The organism is Rhodococcus sp. Z13, from assembly GCF_025837095.1.
Classification (GTDB): domain Bacteria; phylum Actinomycetota; class Actinomycetes; order Mycobacteriales; family Mycobacteriaceae; genus Rhodococcus; species Rhodococcus sacchari.
In genome coordinates this window covers 1351337-1369018 of the sequence record NZ_CP107551.1, presented here as the reverse complement: position 1 = coordinate 1369018, position 17682 = coordinate 1351337, and the positions used below count along the sequence as shown (strand labels likewise).

At 69.4% G+C, this 17682-nt stretch carries 12 protein-coding genes; 6 read left to right on the top strand and 6 right to left on the bottom strand.

From position 1 onward, the window contains the following. The first annotated feature begins 41 nt into the window (after window positions 1-41). Window positions 42-1610 carry a fatty-acid--CoA ligase FadD1 gene (fadD1, locus tag OED52_RS06315; protein WP_264153815.1) on the top strand — a complete coding sequence of 523 codons (1569 nt, stop codon included), beginning with the start codon at window positions 42-44 and terminating at the stop codon, window positions 1608-1610. A gap of 40 nt (window positions 1611-1650) precedes the next feature. Here the strand turns inward: fadD1 and OED52_RS06310 are convergent, their stop codons facing one another. Next, window positions 1651-2631 (bottom strand): TauD/TfdA dioxygenase family protein, encoded by a 981-nt coding sequence (locus tag OED52_RS06310; protein ID WP_264153814.1) that lies wholly within the window; start codon window positions 2629-2631, stop codon window positions 1651-1653. A 135-nt stretch (window positions 2632-2766) separates the two neighbouring features. On the opposite strand from OED52_RS06310, the gene OED52_RS06305 reads away from it, so the two are divergent. Then, a complete protein-coding gene (locus OED52_RS06305) occupies window positions 2767-3186 on the top strand; it encodes a CoA-binding protein (RefSeq protein WP_264153813.1) in 420 nt (139 codons plus the stop codon). Between the two features lie 6 nt (window positions 3187-3192). Here OED52_RS06305 and OED52_RS06300 read toward each other — a convergent pair whose 3' ends face one another. Both OED52_RS06300 and OED52_RS06295 read right to left on the bottom strand, forming a co-directional pair. Then, the gene (locus OED52_RS06300; RefSeq protein ID WP_264153812.1) at window positions 3193-3639 is read right to left on the bottom strand and encodes a hypothetical protein; all 447 of its coding nucleotides are present in this window, start codon (window positions 3637-3639) and stop codon (window positions 3193-3195) included. A 104-nt stretch (window positions 3640-3743) separates the two neighbouring features. Beyond that, complete coding sequence (locus tag OED52_RS06295; protein WP_264153811.1) at window positions 3744-4943, bottom strand: hypothetical protein; 1200 nt, start codon at window positions 4941-4943, stop codon at window positions 3744-3746. A 753-nt stretch (window positions 4944-5696) separates the two neighbouring features. Between OED52_RS06295 and OED52_RS06290 the strand changes: the two genes are divergently transcribed. Further along, a complete protein-coding gene (locus OED52_RS06290) occupies window positions 5697-11174 on the top strand; it encodes an ATP-binding protein (RefSeq protein ID WP_264154603.1) in 5478 nt (1825 codons plus the stop codon). A 67-nt stretch (window positions 11175-11241) separates the two neighbouring features. On the opposite strand, the gene OED52_RS06285 is transcribed toward OED52_RS06290, so the two are convergent. Continuing rightward, window positions 11242-12021, bottom strand: a complete 780-nt coding sequence (locus tag OED52_RS06285; RefSeq protein WP_264153810.1) for an alpha/beta fold hydrolase — start codon at window positions 12019-12021, stop codon at window positions 11242-11244. Between the two features lie 662 nt (window positions 12022-12683). Here OED52_RS06285 and OED52_RS06280 point away from each other — a divergent pair. The 3 genes from OED52_RS06280 to OED52_RS06270 all read left to right on the top strand — a co-directional run bounded on the left by OED52_RS06280 (window position 12684) and on the right by OED52_RS06270 (window position 16060). After that, window positions 12684-13517, top strand: a complete 834-nt coding sequence (locus OED52_RS06280; protein WP_264153809.1) for a 3-oxoacyl-ACP reductase family protein — start codon at window positions 12684-12686, stop codon at window positions 13515-13517. Between the two features lie 45 nt (window positions 13518-13562). Beyond that, the gene (locus tag OED52_RS06275; RefSeq protein ID WP_264153808.1) at window positions 13563-15449 is read left to right on the top strand and encodes a 3-oxoacyl-ACP synthase III family protein; all 1887 of its coding nucleotides are present in this window, start codon (window positions 13563-13565) and stop codon (window positions 15447-15449) included. 191 nt (window positions 15450-15640) lie between these two features. After that, the gene (locus OED52_RS06270; RefSeq protein ID WP_264153807.1) at window positions 15641-16060 is read left to right on the top strand and encodes an excalibur calcium-binding domain-containing protein; all 420 of its coding nucleotides are present in this window, start codon (window positions 15641-15643) and stop codon (window positions 16058-16060) included. Between the two features lie 70 nt (window positions 16061-16130). On the opposite strand, the gene OED52_RS06265 is transcribed toward OED52_RS06270, so the two are convergent. Both OED52_RS06265 and OED52_RS06260 read right to left on the bottom strand, forming a co-directional pair. Continuing rightward, window positions 16131-16844, bottom strand: a complete 714-nt coding sequence (locus OED52_RS06265) for a maleylpyruvate isomerase family mycothiol-dependent enzyme (protein ID WP_264153806.1) — start codon at window positions 16842-16844, stop codon at window positions 16131-16133. A 14-nt stretch (window positions 16845-16858) separates the two neighbouring features. Beyond that, complete coding sequence (locus OED52_RS06260) at window positions 16859-17680, bottom strand: fumarylacetoacetate hydrolase family protein (protein WP_264153805.1); 822 nt, start codon at window positions 17678-17680, stop codon at window positions 16859-16861. Window positions 17681-17682: the final 2 nt, after the last annotated feature.

Sequence of the window (17682 nt, the reverse complement as noted above, 5' to 3'; positions counted from 1 at the left end):
GCTCGGCCCGTCCCTTTCCCTTCGCACCGACCGAGGTAGACATGGCAGACACCGTCCAGCAGGCACTCCGCGCACTCCTCGACGACGACACCACGGCCATCGTCCACGACAGCGGCAACCGGACCTGGCGCGAACATCTCACGGAAGCCTCGGCGCAGGCCTCCGCCCTGCTGTCGCTGATGGACCACGACCGGCCGGTGCACGTCGGCGCGCTCCTCGGCAACACCCCCGCCATGCTGCACGCGATCGCGGGAGCCGCCCTGGGCGGTTTCCCCCTGGTCGGCATCAACAACACGCGACGCGGTGAGGGGCTGGCCCGCGACATCCTCCGCGCCGACTGCCAGGTGCTGCTGACCGATCCCGAGCACGCCCCGCTGCTCGACGGTCTCGACCTCGGCGACGTGCGGGTGTTCGACGTGACCGGATCCGAGTGGCGCTCCCTCGTCGACGGGGCCGGTCCGCTCGAACCGTTCCGGGAGGCGCAGCCGGCCGATCCGTTCATGCTGATCTTCACCTCGGGGACGAGCGGTGATCCGAAGCCGGTGATGCTGCCGCACATGATGGTGCTGTTCTCGGGCAACACCCTCGTTCCGCGGTTCTCGATCACGAGCGACGACGTGGTGTACCTGTCGATGCCGCTGTTCCATTCGAACGCGATCCTCGCCGGCTGGTGCGTGTCGTTGTGCAGCGGTGCCGCGATGGCACCCGCGACGTTCTCCGCGTCGCGGTTCCTCGACGACGTGCGCCGCTACGGTGCGACCTACATGAACTACGTCGGCAAACCGCTGGCCTACATCCTCGCGACCGTCGAACGGCCGGACGACGCCGACAACCCGTTGCGGGTGGCGTTCGGGAACGAGGCGACCGACCGGGACATCGACGAGTTCGGCCGGCGGTTCGGCTGCACGGTCTGGGACGGTTTCGGCTCGACGGAGGCGGCCATCATCATCACCCGCGAGGAGGGCACCCCTCCGGGGTCGATCGGGCGCGGCTTCCCCGGCGTCGAGGTCTACGACCCTGCCACCGTACAGCTCTGTCCTCCTGCGCGATTCGACGAGACCGGTGCTCTGCTCAACGGGGACGAGGCGATCGGGGAACTGGTGAACACCCAGGGCGCCGGTTTCTTCACCGGCTACTACAACGACCCGCAGGCCACGGACGAACGGCTGCGGGACGGCATGTTCTGGTCGGGCGATCTGGCGTACAAGGACGCCGACGGGTGGATCTACCTGGCCGGGCGCACCGCCGACTGGATGCGGGTGGACGGCGAGAACTTCGCGGCAGCACCCATCGAGCGCATCCTGCAGCGTCTTCCGCAGCTGAGCCGGGTCGCCGTCTACGGGGTGCCCGACGAGCACGTCGGCGACCAGATCATGGCCGCGATCGTGTTGCGCGACGAAAGCGCGTTGTCCTGCGATGAATTCGAGAAGTTCCTCGCAGCCCAGGCGGATCTGTCGCCGAAGGCGTGGCCGCGTTACGTGCGGATCGCCTCCGACCTGCCGAGCACCGCGACGAACAAGATCCTCAAGCGCGCCCTCAAGGACGAGGGCGCGACCCCCGGTGACGGGGTGCTGTGGATCCGCGACGGAGCGCAGTACCGGGCCGTGTGAGAACCGGGCAGCACCTGCCGGGGCCGGGGGTCGCGAAGCGTCAGTCTCCGAAACCGGGCAGACGCGAGGGGGTTTCGATCACCGAGTACTCGCTCGCGTCGCCCTGCACCACGCGGCTCGCGGTGCCGTCGACGCCGACCGGGATGTCGCCGGCGAGGGTGATGCGGTGCAGGCGGCGGGTGTGGTCGCCGAAGTCCGCGATGCCGTAGTGCTGGGTGGCGCGGTTGTCCCAGATCGCCACGTCACCGGGTGCCCATGCCCAGCGGAAGGTGTTCTCCAGTTTGGTGATCCGGCTCTGCAGCAGCTGGAGCAGCGCCGTCGTCTCGGACGACTTCAGACCGACGAACTCCTTGACGAAGTGCCCGAGCAGCAAGGTCCGCTCCCCCGTCTCCGGGTGGACCCGCACGACCGGATGGATCGTCTCGTAGGTGTTGCGGCGGAACTCGTCCTGGTAACGGCGCCGCTCCTCGTCGAGCGCGGGATCGGAGCCGCCCCCGTCGTACTTCTCGGCGTAGTCGTACAGATTGGTGTGCAGGGCCCACAGGTTGTCGACCAGCGCCTTCAGCGGATCCGGGAGCTGATCGTAGGCGGCGGTGGTGGACGCCCAGGTCGTCGCCCCGCCGTAGGGCGGCAGTTCCACCGCACGCAGGATCGAGGCCTTCGGGATGCGGTCGACGAAGCTGACGTCGGTGTGCCAGCTGTTCGCCGCGCCCTCGATGGGCAGCAACCGCTTCCCTTTCGAGTGGACCGTGGGATGCGACTGGGTCTGCGTGCCGAGCAGGCCCGCGAACGCCCACTGCTCCTCGTCGTCGAGATGATCCTGGCCGCGGAAGACGACGGCCTTGTGCACGGCGAGCGCGTACCGGACGGCCTCGACCGTCTCGCTCGGCAGCGATCCGGACAGCCGGACCCCGTCGATGCGGGCGCCGATGTGCTCGCCCAGCTTGGTGACGGTGATCCCGCCGGCCGCGTAGATCTCCTCCGCGGTAACGGATCCGCGGTCGAGTTCGGTGATGGTCATGCTCTCCCCCTGAGGTGTTCGTGACGGTGTGGTCGATCGGTGTGCGGTGACGCCCGACCAGTCCACCGCGATCGGAGGCCCGGGTCGATGGTTGTGTTCAGCCGGATCGGAACACCGCGGCGTACCGTGGGGACCATGAGTGACTCGTGGCAGGACCCCGGTTCCGTGTCGTTCATGCTGGACGAGTGCGACACCTGGGCGATCGTCGGCCTGTCGGACAACCCGGAACGCACCGCACACCGCATCGCGGCGCTGCTGCAGGAACGTGGGAAGCGCATCGTGCCCGTCCATCCGAGCGCGCCGACGGTCCTCGGGGAGCAGGGTTACGCCTCGCTCGCGGACATCCCGTTCCCCGTCGACGTGGTGGACGTCTTCCGGAAGTCGGAGGTGGCAGGGGAATTCGCCGACCAGGCGGTGCGGATCGGCGCGAAGGCCGTGTGGTTCCAGCTCGGTGTGATCGACGAGGACGCCTTCGCGCGGACGGTCGCGGCGGGTGTGCCGATGGTGATGGACACCTGCCCCGCCATCGAGTGGCGCAAGCGCGAGCAGGCGTGAGGGCCCCTACCGCCCCATGGATTCGACGGCGACGCGCGGGATCCCGGCGAGGGAGTCCGGCGTGACGGTCGAGTCGGAGGTCGCGAACCCATTGAGGTACAGCGCCGGTTCGCGGTCGACGACGGCGTGCACCACCTCGTCGCCGGACACGAAGACCATCACACCCTCGGCGTCGGCACCGGGCAGTCCGTCCCAGCTGGTGCCCGCCGTGCCGAGCATGCGGTCGAGGTCGCTCCGCAGCAACGGGACGCGGAAGTAGTACATCCGGTCCCAGGACGGGATTCCGGCGGTGGCGGTGATCTCACCGAGGGTGCGGGACCGGCCGTCGGTGAGGACGGAGTCGAAGCCGGCCTCGAGGCCGGGGTCGTCGACCACCGACACGCTCGATGCTCCTGTGCATCCCGTCACCGCGACGACCGCCGCGACCCCCAGCATCATCCCTGCTCGTGTCATCCCTGCTCGCGCGAACCGCGACGCCACCGCGCCCCCTGCCATCCGACCCCCGATAGGACGCGAGGAAGCTACCACCGAACAGTCGGATGCACCAGTGAAGCGGGTCACATCTCGGCCGGTCGCTCCTTGGTGGTGAGCTCGGCGATGTCCACACCGAGGGCGTGCTGCAGGGTGCCCATGAGCTCGGCGGCGGCGCCGAACTGGTCGCCGACGAATTCGGTGTTCTCGGCGGACAATTCGCGTGCACCCGACCGCCCGATGAGATCGTCGATGCGCTGGTCGAGGCTGGCGGTGCGGTGGGCGACGTGCGCGAGGTGCAGGTGTTCCTCGGCGCGGGTGAGCAGGTCGCCGATCCGGGCGAGGGCGGTCACGCGCGCGAGGACCTGGTCCCACACCGGGGTCAGGGCGGCCTTGCGGGCCTCGAGCCCGGCACGCGCGGCCGGGGTGGCGCGGATGGCCTGGTCCAGTTCGCCGAGCAGGTCGCGCAGCGCGACGGTGTCGACGGCGATCTGGGTGAGTTCCTCGACGAGGTCGAGCTGGCTGCGCTGGACCTCGAAGTACTCCGACCGCCAGGCCGCCGACGATTCGATCCGGTCGTAGAGCGATCCCGCCAGGAACAGAAGGGTGTCGTAGCGGTCGGCGAAGCGGTCGTCGTCGCGGGGCACCTCCCGGGCGAGCCGCTCGGCGGCGCGGCGGCCCGCCTCGGCGAAGGGTGTGCGTTCGGACCAGCGGGTGACACGGTCGACGGCGACAGACAGGACGGTGCCGCGCGCCTGGTCGAGCGGGGCGACGGGCAGCGGCGCGGGGGTGCGGCAGAGCGCCTCGAAGAGGGCTTCGCGCTGCTCGATCTCGAGGTGCAGGCCGTCGCGGCGGTCGCGGCGGACCGCCCGTACGCCCTGGGCGTGGTGCGACGGGGAGTGGACGACGGTGTTCCGCGCGGCCTTGAGTCGCTTGGCGAGTTCGGCGGCGCGACGTTCGAGCACCAGGCGGGCGGCGCCGGGACGCAGTTCGGCGATGCGTGCGAGGAGGCGTGCGTGCTCGTCGGACAGCCGGCGCAGTTCACCGAAACCGCCGAGGGTCGGCAGCCGCCGCCCGGCGCGACGGCGTGCGGCCAGGACGGCCCGGGTGGAGTCGTCGAGGCGGCCCGCGGCGAGAGCGAGGGCGGCGACGTCGGAGAGGGGTGCGTGCCGGCCCTCGATGGTGCAGCTCTCGCACCATCGGCGCACGTGGTCGGCGATGCGGCCGTGGCGGTCGGCCGGACCGTCCTCGCGGTCGTGCACGTCGGGTCGATCGGATTCGGCCATGGATCCTCCTCGCCGGTGTCCGCAGTGCACCATCCACTGTTCCAGATCCGGCGGCGGGGCGCCGTGGCCTGTGGGAGAAATGTCGGTTTCGACGTCGGTGCGCCGGTGGTGCCGCTGCGTCCGTGATCCACCCGTGCCCATCGTCCGTGATAGATGTCACAGCCGGAAACGGACTCGCAAAAGCCCTGCACAGAGGCCTACAACGAGCCGGGTGCGCTCCCGAAAACCGGTGCGTACCAGCAGAAACAACACCTCCTGTGCATCAGACCGGAAGTTCTGCGCAAGTTACCCGCGAGTGTTACTGCGCAGTACTTTCGGGCTTCTCGCGCCTCCCCACCCCCTCCGACCACCGGTTTCCTCCGAAAAGCCCTGCGCCTCAAGCATCCTCACCGGACGCCGGGGCGCCTCGCGACACCCGGACGCCACCGGGAGGCAAAACGTGACAAAGCCTCATGTTTCGGCCATGCTGTTACCGAACGGAGCCTCCGCCCGGGGGACGCGCCCGTCACCGACGGCCGCTGCTGTGGAGATCTGTTCGCGGTCCTTCGGACACCACGGAAGTTGCCCGGCGGACCCACGACGAACACGCATGCCCATGCCAACCACGAGGAGCCGACCGCTGTATGTTCCCGCTCGCGTCGCCAGCACGAGACGTGGAACCCACAGCGGTCAGTTTCGCTTTCCTCATTGGGGTGGAGCTTCGATAAGCGCGCCCATATGCGCGCACAACCATGGAGAACGGTGGCAACGAGTATGTTCAAGCGGATCGCAGTGGTCAATCGGGGTGAGGCGGCCGTACGCCTCATCCGCGCAGTCCGGGAGCTCAACTCCGAGCACGGTCACGACATCAAGACGATCGCTCTGCACACCGAGGCCGAGCGGCGGGCGATGTTCGTCCGCCAGGCTGACGAGGGCGTGACCCTCCGCCCGTCCGCCACCGCCGCGACCCCCTATCTCGACCACGCCGAGCTCGAGCGCGCCCTTCTCGAGGCCGAGGCCGACGCCGTGTGGGTCGGCTGGGGCTTCGTCGCCGAGGATCCCGCCTTCGCCGAGCTCTGCGCCCGTCTGGGCATCACCTTCATCGGCCCGTCCGCCGAGGCCATGCGCCTGCTCGGCGACAAGGTCGAGGCAAAGATCCTCGCCGAGAAGGTCGGCGTCCCGGTCGCCCCGTGGTCGGGCGGCCCGGTCGACTCCCGCGCCGACGCGCGGCGTCACGCGCAGGCCATCGGGTACCCGCTCATCATCAAGGCCCGATCCGGTGGCGGTGGCCGCGGTATCCGCAAGGTCTACGCCGAGGACGAACTCGAACTCGCCCTCGAACGCACCCAGGGTGAGGCCGAGCGGTCCTTCGGCGATCCCGTCGTGTTCATCGAGCGGCTCGTCACCGATGCTCGCCACGTCGAGGTGCAGGTCATCGCCGACAAGCACGGCAACGTGTGGGCGCCGGGCGTGCGCGACTGCTCGATCCAGCGCAAGAACCAGAAGGTCATCGAGGAGTCGGCCTCTCCCCTGCTCACCAAGGAGCAGTCGGATCACCTGCGCAAGGTCTCGGCCGATCTCGTCCGCGCCGCCGGTTACGCCGGCGCCGGCACCGTCGAGTACCTCTACCAGCCGGACCTGAAGATCTTCACCTTCCTCGAGGTCAACACCCGCCTGCAGGTCGAGCACCCCATCACCGAGGCCACCACCGGCATCGACCTCGTCAAGCTGCAGATCCTCGTCGCCGCGGGCGAGAAGCTGCCCGGTGAGTGCCCCACCGAGTTCGGGCACGCCGTCGAGGCCCGCCTGAACGCCGAGGACGCCGCCAACGGCTTCGCCCCCGCCCCGGGCACCGTGGAACTGCTGAAGTTCCCGCTCGGCTCGGGTCTGCGCGTCGACACCGGTATCGCCCAGGGCGACGTGATCCCGCCCGACTACGACTCGATGGTCGCCAAGATCATCGCGTGGGGCCGTGACCGCGACGAGGCCCTGGCCCGTCTGCGCACCGCCCTGCGGGAGACCACCGTCGTCCTCGACGGCGGCACCACCACCAAGTCGTTCCTGCTCGATCTGCTCGACCGCCCCGAGGTCATCGAGGCCACGGCGGACACCGGCTGGCTCGACCGCACCGGCGCCGGGACCGAGACCGGCCCGTCGAAGGTCGCCGACGTCGCGCTGATCGCCACCGCCGTCGACGTCTACGACAGCGAGCAGGCACGCGAGCGCGCAGCCTTCCTCACCGCGGCCCGCGGCGGACGCCCCCGCGCCGCCCACACCGTCGGCCGCAAGATCGAGCTGAGCTACCAGGGCCAGGCCTACGAACTCGTCGTCGGCCAGGTCGGTCCGCACCGCTACCGGGTCGACACCGGCAGCGCCGAGTTCGACGTCGACCTCGAGCGGCTGAGCGACTTCGAGTCGCGGCTGACCCTCGACGGCCGCCGCCACAACGTCGTCTCCATCGCCGGACCCGCGCACTTCCTCGTCGAGGTCGACGGCGTCAGCCACCAGATCAGCCAGGACGAGGCCGGTGTGGTGCGCACCCCCGCACCCGCCGTCGTGGTCGCGGTGCCCGTCGCCGTCGGCGACGAGGTGGAGGCCGGTCAGACGCTCGTCGTCCTCGAGTCGATGAAGATGGAGACCGCGGTCCGCGCGCCGTTCGCCGGCAAGGTCCGCGAGATCCTCGCCGTCGTCAACGCGCAGGTCGACGCCGGTGCGCCGCTGCTGCGCGTCGATCAGATCGCCGAGGAGGTCGCCACCGCGGCCGTCGAGCGGGTCGAGTTCCCGGCTCCGGCGCCGGCGCTCACCGACGACGTCGCCGCCGACGCCCTGTCCCGCCTCCACTCGCTCGAGGCCCTGGTCACCGGCTACGACGTGTCCGCCCAGCGCACCGCGACGCTGCTGGCCGAGTACGAGCGGCTCGCCTCCTCGATCGACTCGTGCGCTCTCGTGCGGGCCGAGCTGGCGCTGCTCACCACCTTCGCCGACGTGTGCGAGCTGTCGCGCAACCGTCCGACCGCGGCCGAGGAGAACAGCGACGACCGGGTCCACAGCCCGCGCGAGTTCTTCCACGGCTACCTGCAGTCGCTGGACGTCGAGGTCGGTGGCCTGCCCGAGGGCTTCCGTGCCCGGCTGGCCCGCGCGCTGCGTCACTACGACGTCGTCGACCTCGAGCGCACCCCCGAGCTGGAGGAAGCGGTCTACCGGCTGTTCCTGGCGCTCGAGCGCATCGAGTCGTACGTGCCGGTGGTGACCTCGCTGCTGGACCGCTGGGTCGAACGCGACGACACCGAGGTCGGGATCTCGCACGAGCTCAACGAGGTCCTCGACCGCCTGATCGTCGCGACCCAGGTCCGTTTCCCGGTCATCGGCGACACCGCCCGCAACCTGCGCTACCGCTACTTCGAGGAGCCGGTGATCCGCAAGGCCCGCGAGCAGGTCTACGACGGAGTGCGCGGTTCGCTCGCGTACCTGGCCGAGCACCCGCAGGCCGCCGACTACGACAAGCGCATCGAGGCGCTGGTCGCCACCCCGGAGCCGCTGATCGACCTGCTCGCCGAGCAGATCGTCCGGCCCGAGGCGGTTCCCGGCCCGCTGCTCGAGGTCATCACCCGCCGCGCCTACACGATCCGCACCCTCGAGGACGTCCGCTCGGACGTCGTCGGCGGGCACCAGGTGGTCACCGGCCACTTCGATCTGCGCGGCACCCGCCTGCACCTGATCTCCGCCGAGGCCCCGCAGGCCGAGCTCGCCTCGCTGCTCGACGCCGTCGCGGAATCGGCCGCCCCGGTTCCGGGCGACGCGGATCTGGTGATCGACCTGTACCTGGCGTGGAACGACGCTCCCGCCGACGCGGACGAGCAGGCCGAGGCCCTGCGGTCCGTTCTGGCCGAGCGTCCGGTCACGGCCGGCGCGCGCCGCGTGACGGTGACGGTCTGCCACACGGACAACGCCGAGGAGCACGTGTTCACCTTCCGGCCCTACGAGTCGGGATACGCGGAGGAGACCAACATCCGCGACATCCACCCGCTCACGGGCCAGCGCCTCGACCTGTGGCGCCTGAAGAACTTCGACGGCACCCGGCTGCCCGCCAACCCGGACACCTACCTGTACCACCTGGTGTCCCGCGACAACCCGTCCGACGAGCGGTTCATCGCCCTCGCCGAGGTGCGCGACCTGACGCCGCAGCGCGACGAGTCGGGCCGGATCGTGGGCCTGCCGGCCTTCGAGCGTGCCCTCGCGAGCTCGCTCGACGGCATGCGCCGCGCCCAGGCCGGCCGGGGCGGACGCCGCCTCGACGCGAACCGGGTGGTGCTGTACGTCTGGCCGACCGTCGATCTCGACATGGAGGACCTGCAGCGCATCGCCCGCAACGCAGCTCCGCTGACCGTCGGTGCCGGGCTCGAGGAGATCACTGTCATCGGGTCGTGGAGCGAGGATCCGGCGCAGCCGGCACACGAAGTGGCCCTGCGCTTCTCTTACCGCTCGGGTGCAGGTGTCATCGTCCGTGTCACCGAGCCGCCGAAGGAGCCGCTGCAGCCGCTCGACGAGTACACGCAGAAGGTCCAGCGTTCGCGGGCCCGCGGCACCGTCTACCCGTACGAGCTGATCCCGCTGCTCACCGGCAGCGAGGGCACCTTCGTCGAGTACGACCTCGACGAGCAGGGCACGCTGGTGCCGGTCGACCGTCCGTACGGCCGCAACACCGCCGGCCTCATCGTCGGTCTCGTCGACACCCCGACGCCGCGCTACCCGGAGGGCATGAAGCGGGTCGCGTTGTTCGGTGATCCCACCAAGGCGCTCGGCACGGTCGCCGAGGCCGAGTGCTCGCGGGTCGTCGCCGCGATCGATCTGGCCGAGAGCCTCGGTGCCCCGGTGGAGTGGTTCGCGCTGTCCTCCGGCGCCACCATCTCGATGGAGTCGGGCACCGAGAACATGGACTGGGTGTCGCGGGCCCTGCGCCGCATCATCACGTTCACGCAGGCCGGCGGCGAGATCAACGTCGTGGTCACGGGCATCAACGTCGGTGCGCAGCCGTACTGGAACGCGGAGGCGACGATGCTCATGCACACCAAGGGCATCCTCGTCATGACCCCGGACAGCGCGATGGTGCTCACCGGCAAGCAGTCGCTCGACTACTCGGGTGGTGTCTCCGCCGAGGACAACTTCGGTATCGGTGGTTACGACCGCGTCATGGGCCCGAACGGGCAGGCGCAGTACTGGGCCCCGAACCTCAGCGCAGCCATCGAGACGCTGTTCGCCCACTACGCTCACGCGTACGTGGCGCCGGGTGAACGGTTCCCGCGCAAGGCCGAGAGCACCGACCCGGTCGACCGGAACGTGTGTGTCTACCCGCACGTGCATCCGTCGAGCGACTTCACCACGGTGGGCGACATCTTCTCCTCCGAGACCAACCCGGACCGGAAGAAGCCCTTCGACATCCGCACTGTGATGCGCGCGGTGGTCGACCAGGACCACGCCGTGCTCGAGCGGTGGGCCGACATGGCCGACGCCGACACCTCGGTGGTCTTCGACGCTCATCTCGGCGGTAACCCGGTGACGGTCATCGGTATCGAGTCCCGCGCGATCCCGCGCAAGGGCTGGTTCCCGACGGACGGCCCGGACCAGTGGACCTCGGGCACGCTGTTCCCGAAGTCGTCGAAGAAGACGGCGCGGGCGATCAACGCGGCGAGCGGCAACCGCCCGCTCGTGGTGCTCGCCAACCTGTCGGGCTTCGACGGGTCGCCGGAGTCGCTGCGCAATCTCCAGCTGGAGTACGGCGCCGAGATCGGCCGGGCCATCGTCAATTTCGACGGTCCCATCGTGTTCGTGGTGATCTCGCGCTACCACGGCGGTGCCTTCGTGGTGTTCTCGGGCGCCCTGAACGAGAACATGGAGGTCCTCGCGGTCGAGGGCTCGTTCGCCTCGGTGCTCGGCGGCGCACCCGCCGCGGCGGTGGTCTTCACCCGCGACGTGAACAAGCGCACCGCGAGCGACCCGCGGATCGTCGAGCTCGAGGGCCGTATCCGGGCCGCCGACGACGGCGAGAAGGCACGACTGAACGTCGAGCTCAACGCGCTGCGCACCGCAGTGCGGTCGGAGAAGCTCGGTGAGGTGGCCGCCGAGTTCGAGGCCATCCACAACATCCAGCGCGCACAGCAGGTCGGCTCGGTCGACGCGATCGTGCCGGCGGCGGAACTGCGGCCGCAGATCATCGCGGCCGTCGAGCGCGGTATGGCCCGCACGCTGGCGTAACGTCATGCGACAGAACGCGGCCCCCACCGGAATGTTCCGGTGGGGGCCGCGTCGTCGTGTGCACCGTTCAGGTGAGCCGGGTGCGGATCCAGTCGATCAGCGCCCGCGCCACCTCGTGGGGCACCTCGGGGACGAGGGCGTGGCCGCTGCCGGGGACGAGGGCGGTGGTCACCAGGTCGTCACCGAACTCGTCGACGAGCTCGTCTCGGGTCTCGGCGGGCCGGAAGACGTCCTCACCGGCCTGGACGTCGAGCAGCGGGGACGGCGCCACCGTCCACCACGACTCCTTGTCGGTGGCGGCCATGGCCGCGCGTTGCGAGGCGATGGCGTCGGGCCACCAGCCGTCGAGCCAGACCGCCGGATCGTGCCCCTCGGCGAAGAAGATGTCCCGCAGGTGCCCGAGGCGCTCCTCGTCGGGCAGCGACAGGTCGGAGCACTTGGCGACGCGTTCGGTCAGCGAGGCCGGGAACCGGCGCGCTCCGGCTGCGAGCACCGCGACGCCGCGGACGAGTTCGGGCCGGTCGGCGGCCAGCACCCGGGCCACGTAGTGCCCGAAGGCGTGACCGGCGAGGACGGCGGGTGCGGCGTCGAAATGTTCGAGGACGGCGGCGACGTCACCGGCGAGGTCGTGCAGGTCCAAGCCGGTGAGGGGGCCACGGCTGCGGCCGACGCCGCGAGGCTGCGGACGCAGGGCCGTGAACCCGGCTACCGCGAGGTCCTCGGCGATGGGATCGAACTCGTAGGAGTCGCGACCCAGGGACGGCAGCAGAACGACGGCGGGTCCCTCGCCGTCGACGTGGACCTCGAGTTCGGCGACGGAGGTCTCGACGAGATGGATTCGGCTCACGTCGTCATCCTCGCATCCCTCTTTGGGGCGCGTCACACCACAGCCGGGACGAGTTGTGTTCAACGTCACAGGCGTGGAATGCATGACTTTTCGCAGCCCGGGGAATGCTCCGATGTCCGATCGGATCCTCACTCCGCCGTGGCACGGAGTGCATCCGGAATGCTTCACCGCGCATCACCCCGAGCCCGCAGAGCCGATGTGTATCGAATTGGAACACAATGATTTCCGAAATCACTTGACCAATTCTTGAACATACACAGTGCATTTCACGCCAATTCTGACCGCGGAGTAACACCGTGCGCCAGACCCGAGCGCCCACCCGGCCTCTTCCACCCGCCCGGACCGACAGGCACCCTGTCCGTACCGGCGGGTAAAAGAAGACTTATGTTCAATCCGCTTCTCTCCCAATATTTCTCGAATCAAGACTGCGAAATCGAGGGTCCGACCCACGATTGTGTTTCATCTGACAACACGATCGAGATGCTGCATGATCGGTGCCGCAGGGAATTCGGGCCTACGGGGCCCGGCGGGTGGCACACCCTGGGTCGAGGGGGCCCAGGGACGTGCCGCCCCACGAACAATTCAGGGGAGCAGGGGAATCACGCACGCCTTCCGGCCGGAGTCGGCCGGAGTCGTCGTCCCCGCACAGCGAGGAGAGCAACATGACCAGCACCATCGAACCCACTCCGCAGATCGCCACGAGCGGAACCAAACTCCTCGGCCGCGTCGCCTTCGTCACCGGCGGCACCCGCGGGATCGGTGCTGCCATCAGCCGCAGCCTGGCGAGCCAGGGAGCCGCCGTCGCAGCAGGTTTCGGACGGAACACCGCGCAGGCCGACCAGTTCCTCGCGGAGATGCAGGCGAACGGCCGCAAGGACGTCACCTACTCGGTGCACCGCGGCGACGTCGCCGACCCGGAGGACTGCCGGCGCACCATCGACGAGGTGATCCGCACGCACGGTCGGCTCGACATCCTCGTCAACAACGCCGGGATCACGATCGACCGGACCGTCCTGAAGATGCAGGACGAGGACTGGAACACCGTCATCGGCGTCAACCTCTCGGGCGCGTTCTACCTGGCGCAGGCCGCGCTGCACCACATGCTCGAGCGCGGCAGCGGCCGCATCGTCAACGTCTCGTCCGTCATCGGCGAGACCGGCAACATCGGGCAGGCGAACTACGCCGCGTCCAAGGCGGGACTGTTCGGTCTCACCAAGACGCTCGCCAAGGAAGCCGCTTTCCACCTGGCCCGCAACGGCAAGCTGGATCCGAACGGCATCGGTGTCACCGTCAACACCGTCACCCCCGGCTTCGTCGCCACCGAGATGGTCGAGTCCATCCCGGACAAGGTGCTCGACCGGATCACCGACAGCATCCCGGTCAAGCGTCTCGCCGACCCTCAGGAGATCGCCCGGGTCGTGCACTTCCTCGCTGCCGACGCCTCCTCGTACATCACCGGTCAGGTGTGGGGCGTCAACGGCGGCCTGGACATGTGACGTCCCGCCACCTCCACCACTTCGAATCGAACGGGTCCCCGTTACATGCAATCCTTCGAGCTCAATCGGCACGGCCGAATCGTCTTCCCATCCAATTTCCTTCCGGAGCTGGACTTCTCCGTCCTCACCGGTGTCGACCAGCTCGACGCGGTGATCCGCAGGGACTTCGACACCAAGGCGCCGACGGTCTCCGAGATCCTGTCCCGGCACGCCCAGGGCGTCTACCGGTCGAAGTTCGAGATCATGCGCGACATGGCGCTCAACGTGTTCTGGGCCGACCGCTTCTCGCTCGTGATGTTCGAGCGGCGGGTCACCCGCTGGGGTGACGTCCCGCGCAACCGCGACGACGTCTACATGCCCAGCCTGACGCCCTGGCCCGACGCCGAACAGCGTCTCGCCGCCGTCGAGGACGCCTATCACGAGCTCCCCCGCGCCTGGGACAGTCTCGCGGAGGATCGGATCTTCGACCGCCTGTTCGCGGTGTTCGGCGCCCGCCGTCACTTCGCCGGTGACCTTCCGATCGTGAAACCGACTGTCGCGCAGCTTCTCTCCGATCCGGAGAACATCACCATGCGGCTGCGGCGGTTCGATCCGAATTTCCCCGTCTTCGGATACGACGAGATCCTGGACTGCCACGAGGACGTCGCCGAACTCGAGGCGCTGGGCCGCTGGTCGATGGTGCTGCACAACCGGCAGCCCTGGGACGGCGAGGACGTCGAACTCGTCCGGGTCGCGGACCTGCGGGACGACGACTACGTCGTGGTCTCCCATCCCCGCACCCGTGAGGTGCAGCGGTTCATCGAGCGGGCGGCCTCGGGCCGGTGCCGGCCGGCCACCTCGTTCACCCGGCCGGAGCCGGCCGAACCGTCGGCGCCCTATCCGGCCGTCGACGTCCGCGCGGAGTTCACCGTCGCGCCGCGCATCGCCGCGATCGCGGTGGCGCACGGCGACCAGGTGTGCACCAACGAGGACCTGATCCGCAACACGGCCTACAACTGGTCACCGATGTCGGCCGAGGAGATCACCGCCAAGACCGGCATCGAGCAGCGCCGGTACACCTCGGGCACCTTCGAGGACCTCGCGCTGTCGGCCGCGAAGCAGGCCGTCGCCCACGCGGGGGTCGGCCCGGAGGACATCGGCGCGGTGATCGCGTGCACCTGCACCAGCGCACGGCCGATCCCGTCCCTCGCGACGTGGATCGCGGGTGAGCTCGGCATCGGGCAGGTCCACGCGGCCTACGACCTGATCGCCGCGTGCGCGGGCATGCCCTACGGCCTCGCCGAGGCGACCCGCATCCTGCAGCAGGTGAAGCGACCCGTCCTCGTGGTGTGCGTGGAGAAGTTCTCCGACAAGATCGGCAGTGTCCGGCCGTCCCGGATGATCTTCGGTGACGGTGCCGCCGCGATCCTGGTCTCGCCCGCGGGCGAGGGCGAGGAACCCGACGTGGAGTTCTTCAACAGCTACGCGAGCGGCCCGACGAGCGAGGTCAACTCGATCATCTGGCCGAACCCCGACTTCGACAACTCCATCACGGTCTACGGACCCGAGGTGAAGTCGCTCGCCGGTCGGTATCTCACCCAGATGCTCGACGAGATCCGGACGCTGCCCTCCCCCGACGACGCGGGACGGTCGCTCCTCGACGACATCGATCTGATCGTGCCGCATCAGGCGAACAAGACGATGGTCGTCGAGCTCGCTGCGGACGCGGGCCTGTCCGCCGACCGGCTCTACTTCAATATCGAGAAGGTCGGCAACACCTCCTCGGCGAGCATCCCGCTCGCCATCCACGACGCGGTGCGCGACGGCGTCATCACCCGGCCGGTGCGCATCTTCGCGCCCGGGTTCGGCGCCGGAGCCGTGGCGGGTTACACCGTCCTCCGCGTCGATCCGCGGGTGGTCGTGCCGTTCCGTGAGGACGCCACCACCGTCTAGGGGCACCACACACGTCCGGCCCGTCCCCCGGCAGGCTCGGAGCGATGATCGGCCCGCTCGCAACATCCGGTTGCGGGCGGGCCGATCGGCGTGCACGAAACGTATCGGTAACATGCGGTACCACGAAAGCGACATTTCGCTCGAGTCCGGCATTCCCGGATCGATACGAGGAGTACAGAAAGGCTCTGCGCATGAAGTTCCGCCGCATCGTCGCTGCGACGCTGGGAGGCGTGGCCCTGGCCACCGTCGTTCCGTCCACTGCCTCGGCCGTGCCTCTCACCGATCTGCTTCCGCGTGAGATCGTCGCCCTGATCCCGACCGGATCGGCCGTTCCGGACGTCCCGCTGCCGTGGGCCCCCCTCCCGGCTCCTGCTCCTGCTCCCGCCCCGGCACCGGCACCGGCACCCGCCCCGGCGCCCGCGCCCGCGCCGCAGGCCGTCGCACCTGCGCCGCAGCAGTCGGCTCCCCCGGCCCAGGCGTGGTCGTACAAGAACTGCACCGAGGCATGGAACGCCGGTGCCGCCCCGGTCCGCCGCAACGATCCGGGTTACGGACCGCACCTCGACCGCGACAACGACGGCATCGGCTGCGAGAAGGATCCGCGCAAGTAGCCCGTCCCGACACCGCGAGGGCCCGTCCACTCGACAGTGGACGGGCCCTCGCGTTCGTCGGGGTGCCGGATCAGAGCCAGCGGGGCGGGGTCGCCTCCCCACCGGTGACACCGACGGCGCCACGGCCGGCCGCCCAGCGCACGACGCCGGGCAGGTCGCCGCGCACCGTGTGGGAGGTCTCGGCCTCGGGGTTCACCAGGACCGGGTCGCGGCCCTCGACCTCGAGTGCCAGACCGGCACCGAGTTCCTTCCTGCGCCACATGCCGACGATGTCGTCAAGCAGCGAGTCGAGCACGACCGGCGGGAAGTCGCCGAAACGACCACCGTTGCCGAGATCCACCGCGTGGATCCACACCTCACGGGTGCGCATCCAGGCGGTCTCCTCGGCGGGGACGAGCCGGCCCTGCGCGGTGCGGACCTCGGACTTCCAGGCCGCCTCCGGCAGGTGACGCCACTTCTCGTCGAGACGAGCAATGGTGTGCGAGAAGAGGTTCCGCAGAGCCGCGGGACTCAGCGTCGCGCCTTCCGCGATCTCCTGCGCCCGCTGCTCGGTCGAGGCGTACATCGGCGTCTCCACACCGGTCGCCGCCCAGTCCATCAGACGGCACAGCGCCGCGGCGTTGTAGCCGATGTGCGCGACCAGGTGCCGGCGCGTCCACCCCTCGAGCAGGGTGGGGCCGTCGAGCTCCTCGTCGGTCAGCTCGGCCAGGCGCTGCGACAGGTAGGCCGTGCCGCGCCGGGCGATGAGGAGTCGCTCGGACAGGTCGAGATCGTTGAATCCCACGGTCGGTGCAGCTCCTACTTGATGATCGTCTTGTTCCGGACGGTGCCGAGGCCCTCGATGGTGACCTCGCAGACCTCACCGTTCTGGATGTAGCGCGCGGGCTTGCGGGCGTGGCCGACACCACCGGTGGTGCCGGTGATGATGACGTCGCCCGGCTGCAGCGTGACGATGTGCGAGATGTAGTCGACGAGCTTGGCCGGGGTGAACACCAGGTCGTTGGTGTTCGACGACTGCATGACCTCACCCTCGAGACGGGTCTCGATGGCGGTGCCGAGCTGGTAGTCGGTGTCGAGGACCGGACCGAAACCGCTGGTCTTCTCGAAGGTCTTGCCCTGATCCCACTGCAGCGTGCGGTACTGGTAGTCGCGCATGGTGTAGTCGTTGATGACCGAGTAGCCGGCGATGTACTCCGCGGCGTCGGCCTCGGCGACCTGGTAGGCCTGCTTGCCGATGACGACGGCGAGCTCGGCCTCCCAGTCCAGCTGCGAGCCGGCGTAGGCGGGCACGACCACGTCGTCGTAGGGGCCGGTGAGGGCTTCCTTGAACTTCGAGAACAGGGTCGGGTACTCCGGCAGGTCGCGGCCCATCTCCTTGATGTGGGTCGCGTAGTTCAGGCCGACGCACACGATCTTGCCCGGGGCGGGGACGACGGGGGCGTAGTCGGCGTCGGCGAGGTCGACGGTCTTACCCGATGCCTTCTCGGCGACCGACTTCCACTCGGGATCGGCCAGCAGGGCGGACAGGTCGGCGTAGCCGTCGATGACGGTGGCGCTCGAGTCGCTGTCCACGCGGACAGCGGCGGTTCCGCCGTCGAGTCGGAGGGTGGCGAGTCGCATGA

Excerpts from the sequence above, each read along its gene's own strand:
- fadD1 (WP_264153815.1), top strand. The coding sequence starts at position 42 with ATGGCAGACACCGTCCAGCAGGCACTCCGCGCACTCCTCGACGACGAC.
- OED52_RS06310 (WP_264153814.1), bottom strand. The coding sequence starts at position 2,631 with ATGACCATCACCGAACTCGACCGCGGATCCGTTACCGCGGAGGAGATC.
- OED52_RS06305 (WP_264153813.1), top strand. The coding sequence starts at position 2,767 with ATGAGTGACTCGTGGCAGGACCCCGGTTCCGTGTCGTTCATGCTGGAC.
- OED52_RS06300 (WP_264153812.1), bottom strand. The coding sequence starts at position 3,639 with ATGACACGAGCAGGGATGATGCTGGGGGTCGCGGCGGTCGTCGCGGTG.
- OED52_RS06295 (WP_264153811.1), bottom strand. The coding sequence starts at position 4,943 with ATGGCCGAATCCGATCGACCCGACGTGCACGACCGCGAGGACGGTCCG.
- OED52_RS06290 (WP_264154603.1), top strand. The coding sequence starts at position 5,697 with ATGTTCAAGCGGATCGCAGTGGTCAATCGGGGTGAGGCGGCCGTACGC.
- OED52_RS06280 (WP_264153809.1), top strand. The coding sequence starts at position 12,684 with ATGACCAGCACCATCGAACCCACTCCGCAGATCGCCACGAGCGGAACC.
- OED52_RS06275 (WP_264153808.1), top strand. The coding sequence starts at position 13,563 with ATGCAATCCTTCGAGCTCAATCGGCACGGCCGAATCGTCTTCCCATCC.
- OED52_RS06270 (WP_264153807.1), top strand. The coding sequence starts at position 15,641 with ATGAAGTTCCGCCGCATCGTCGCTGCGACGCTGGGAGGCGTGGCCCTG.
- OED52_RS06260 (WP_264153805.1), bottom strand. The coding sequence starts at position 17,680 with ATGCGACTCGCCACCCTCCGACTCGACGGCGGAACCGCCGCTGTCCGC.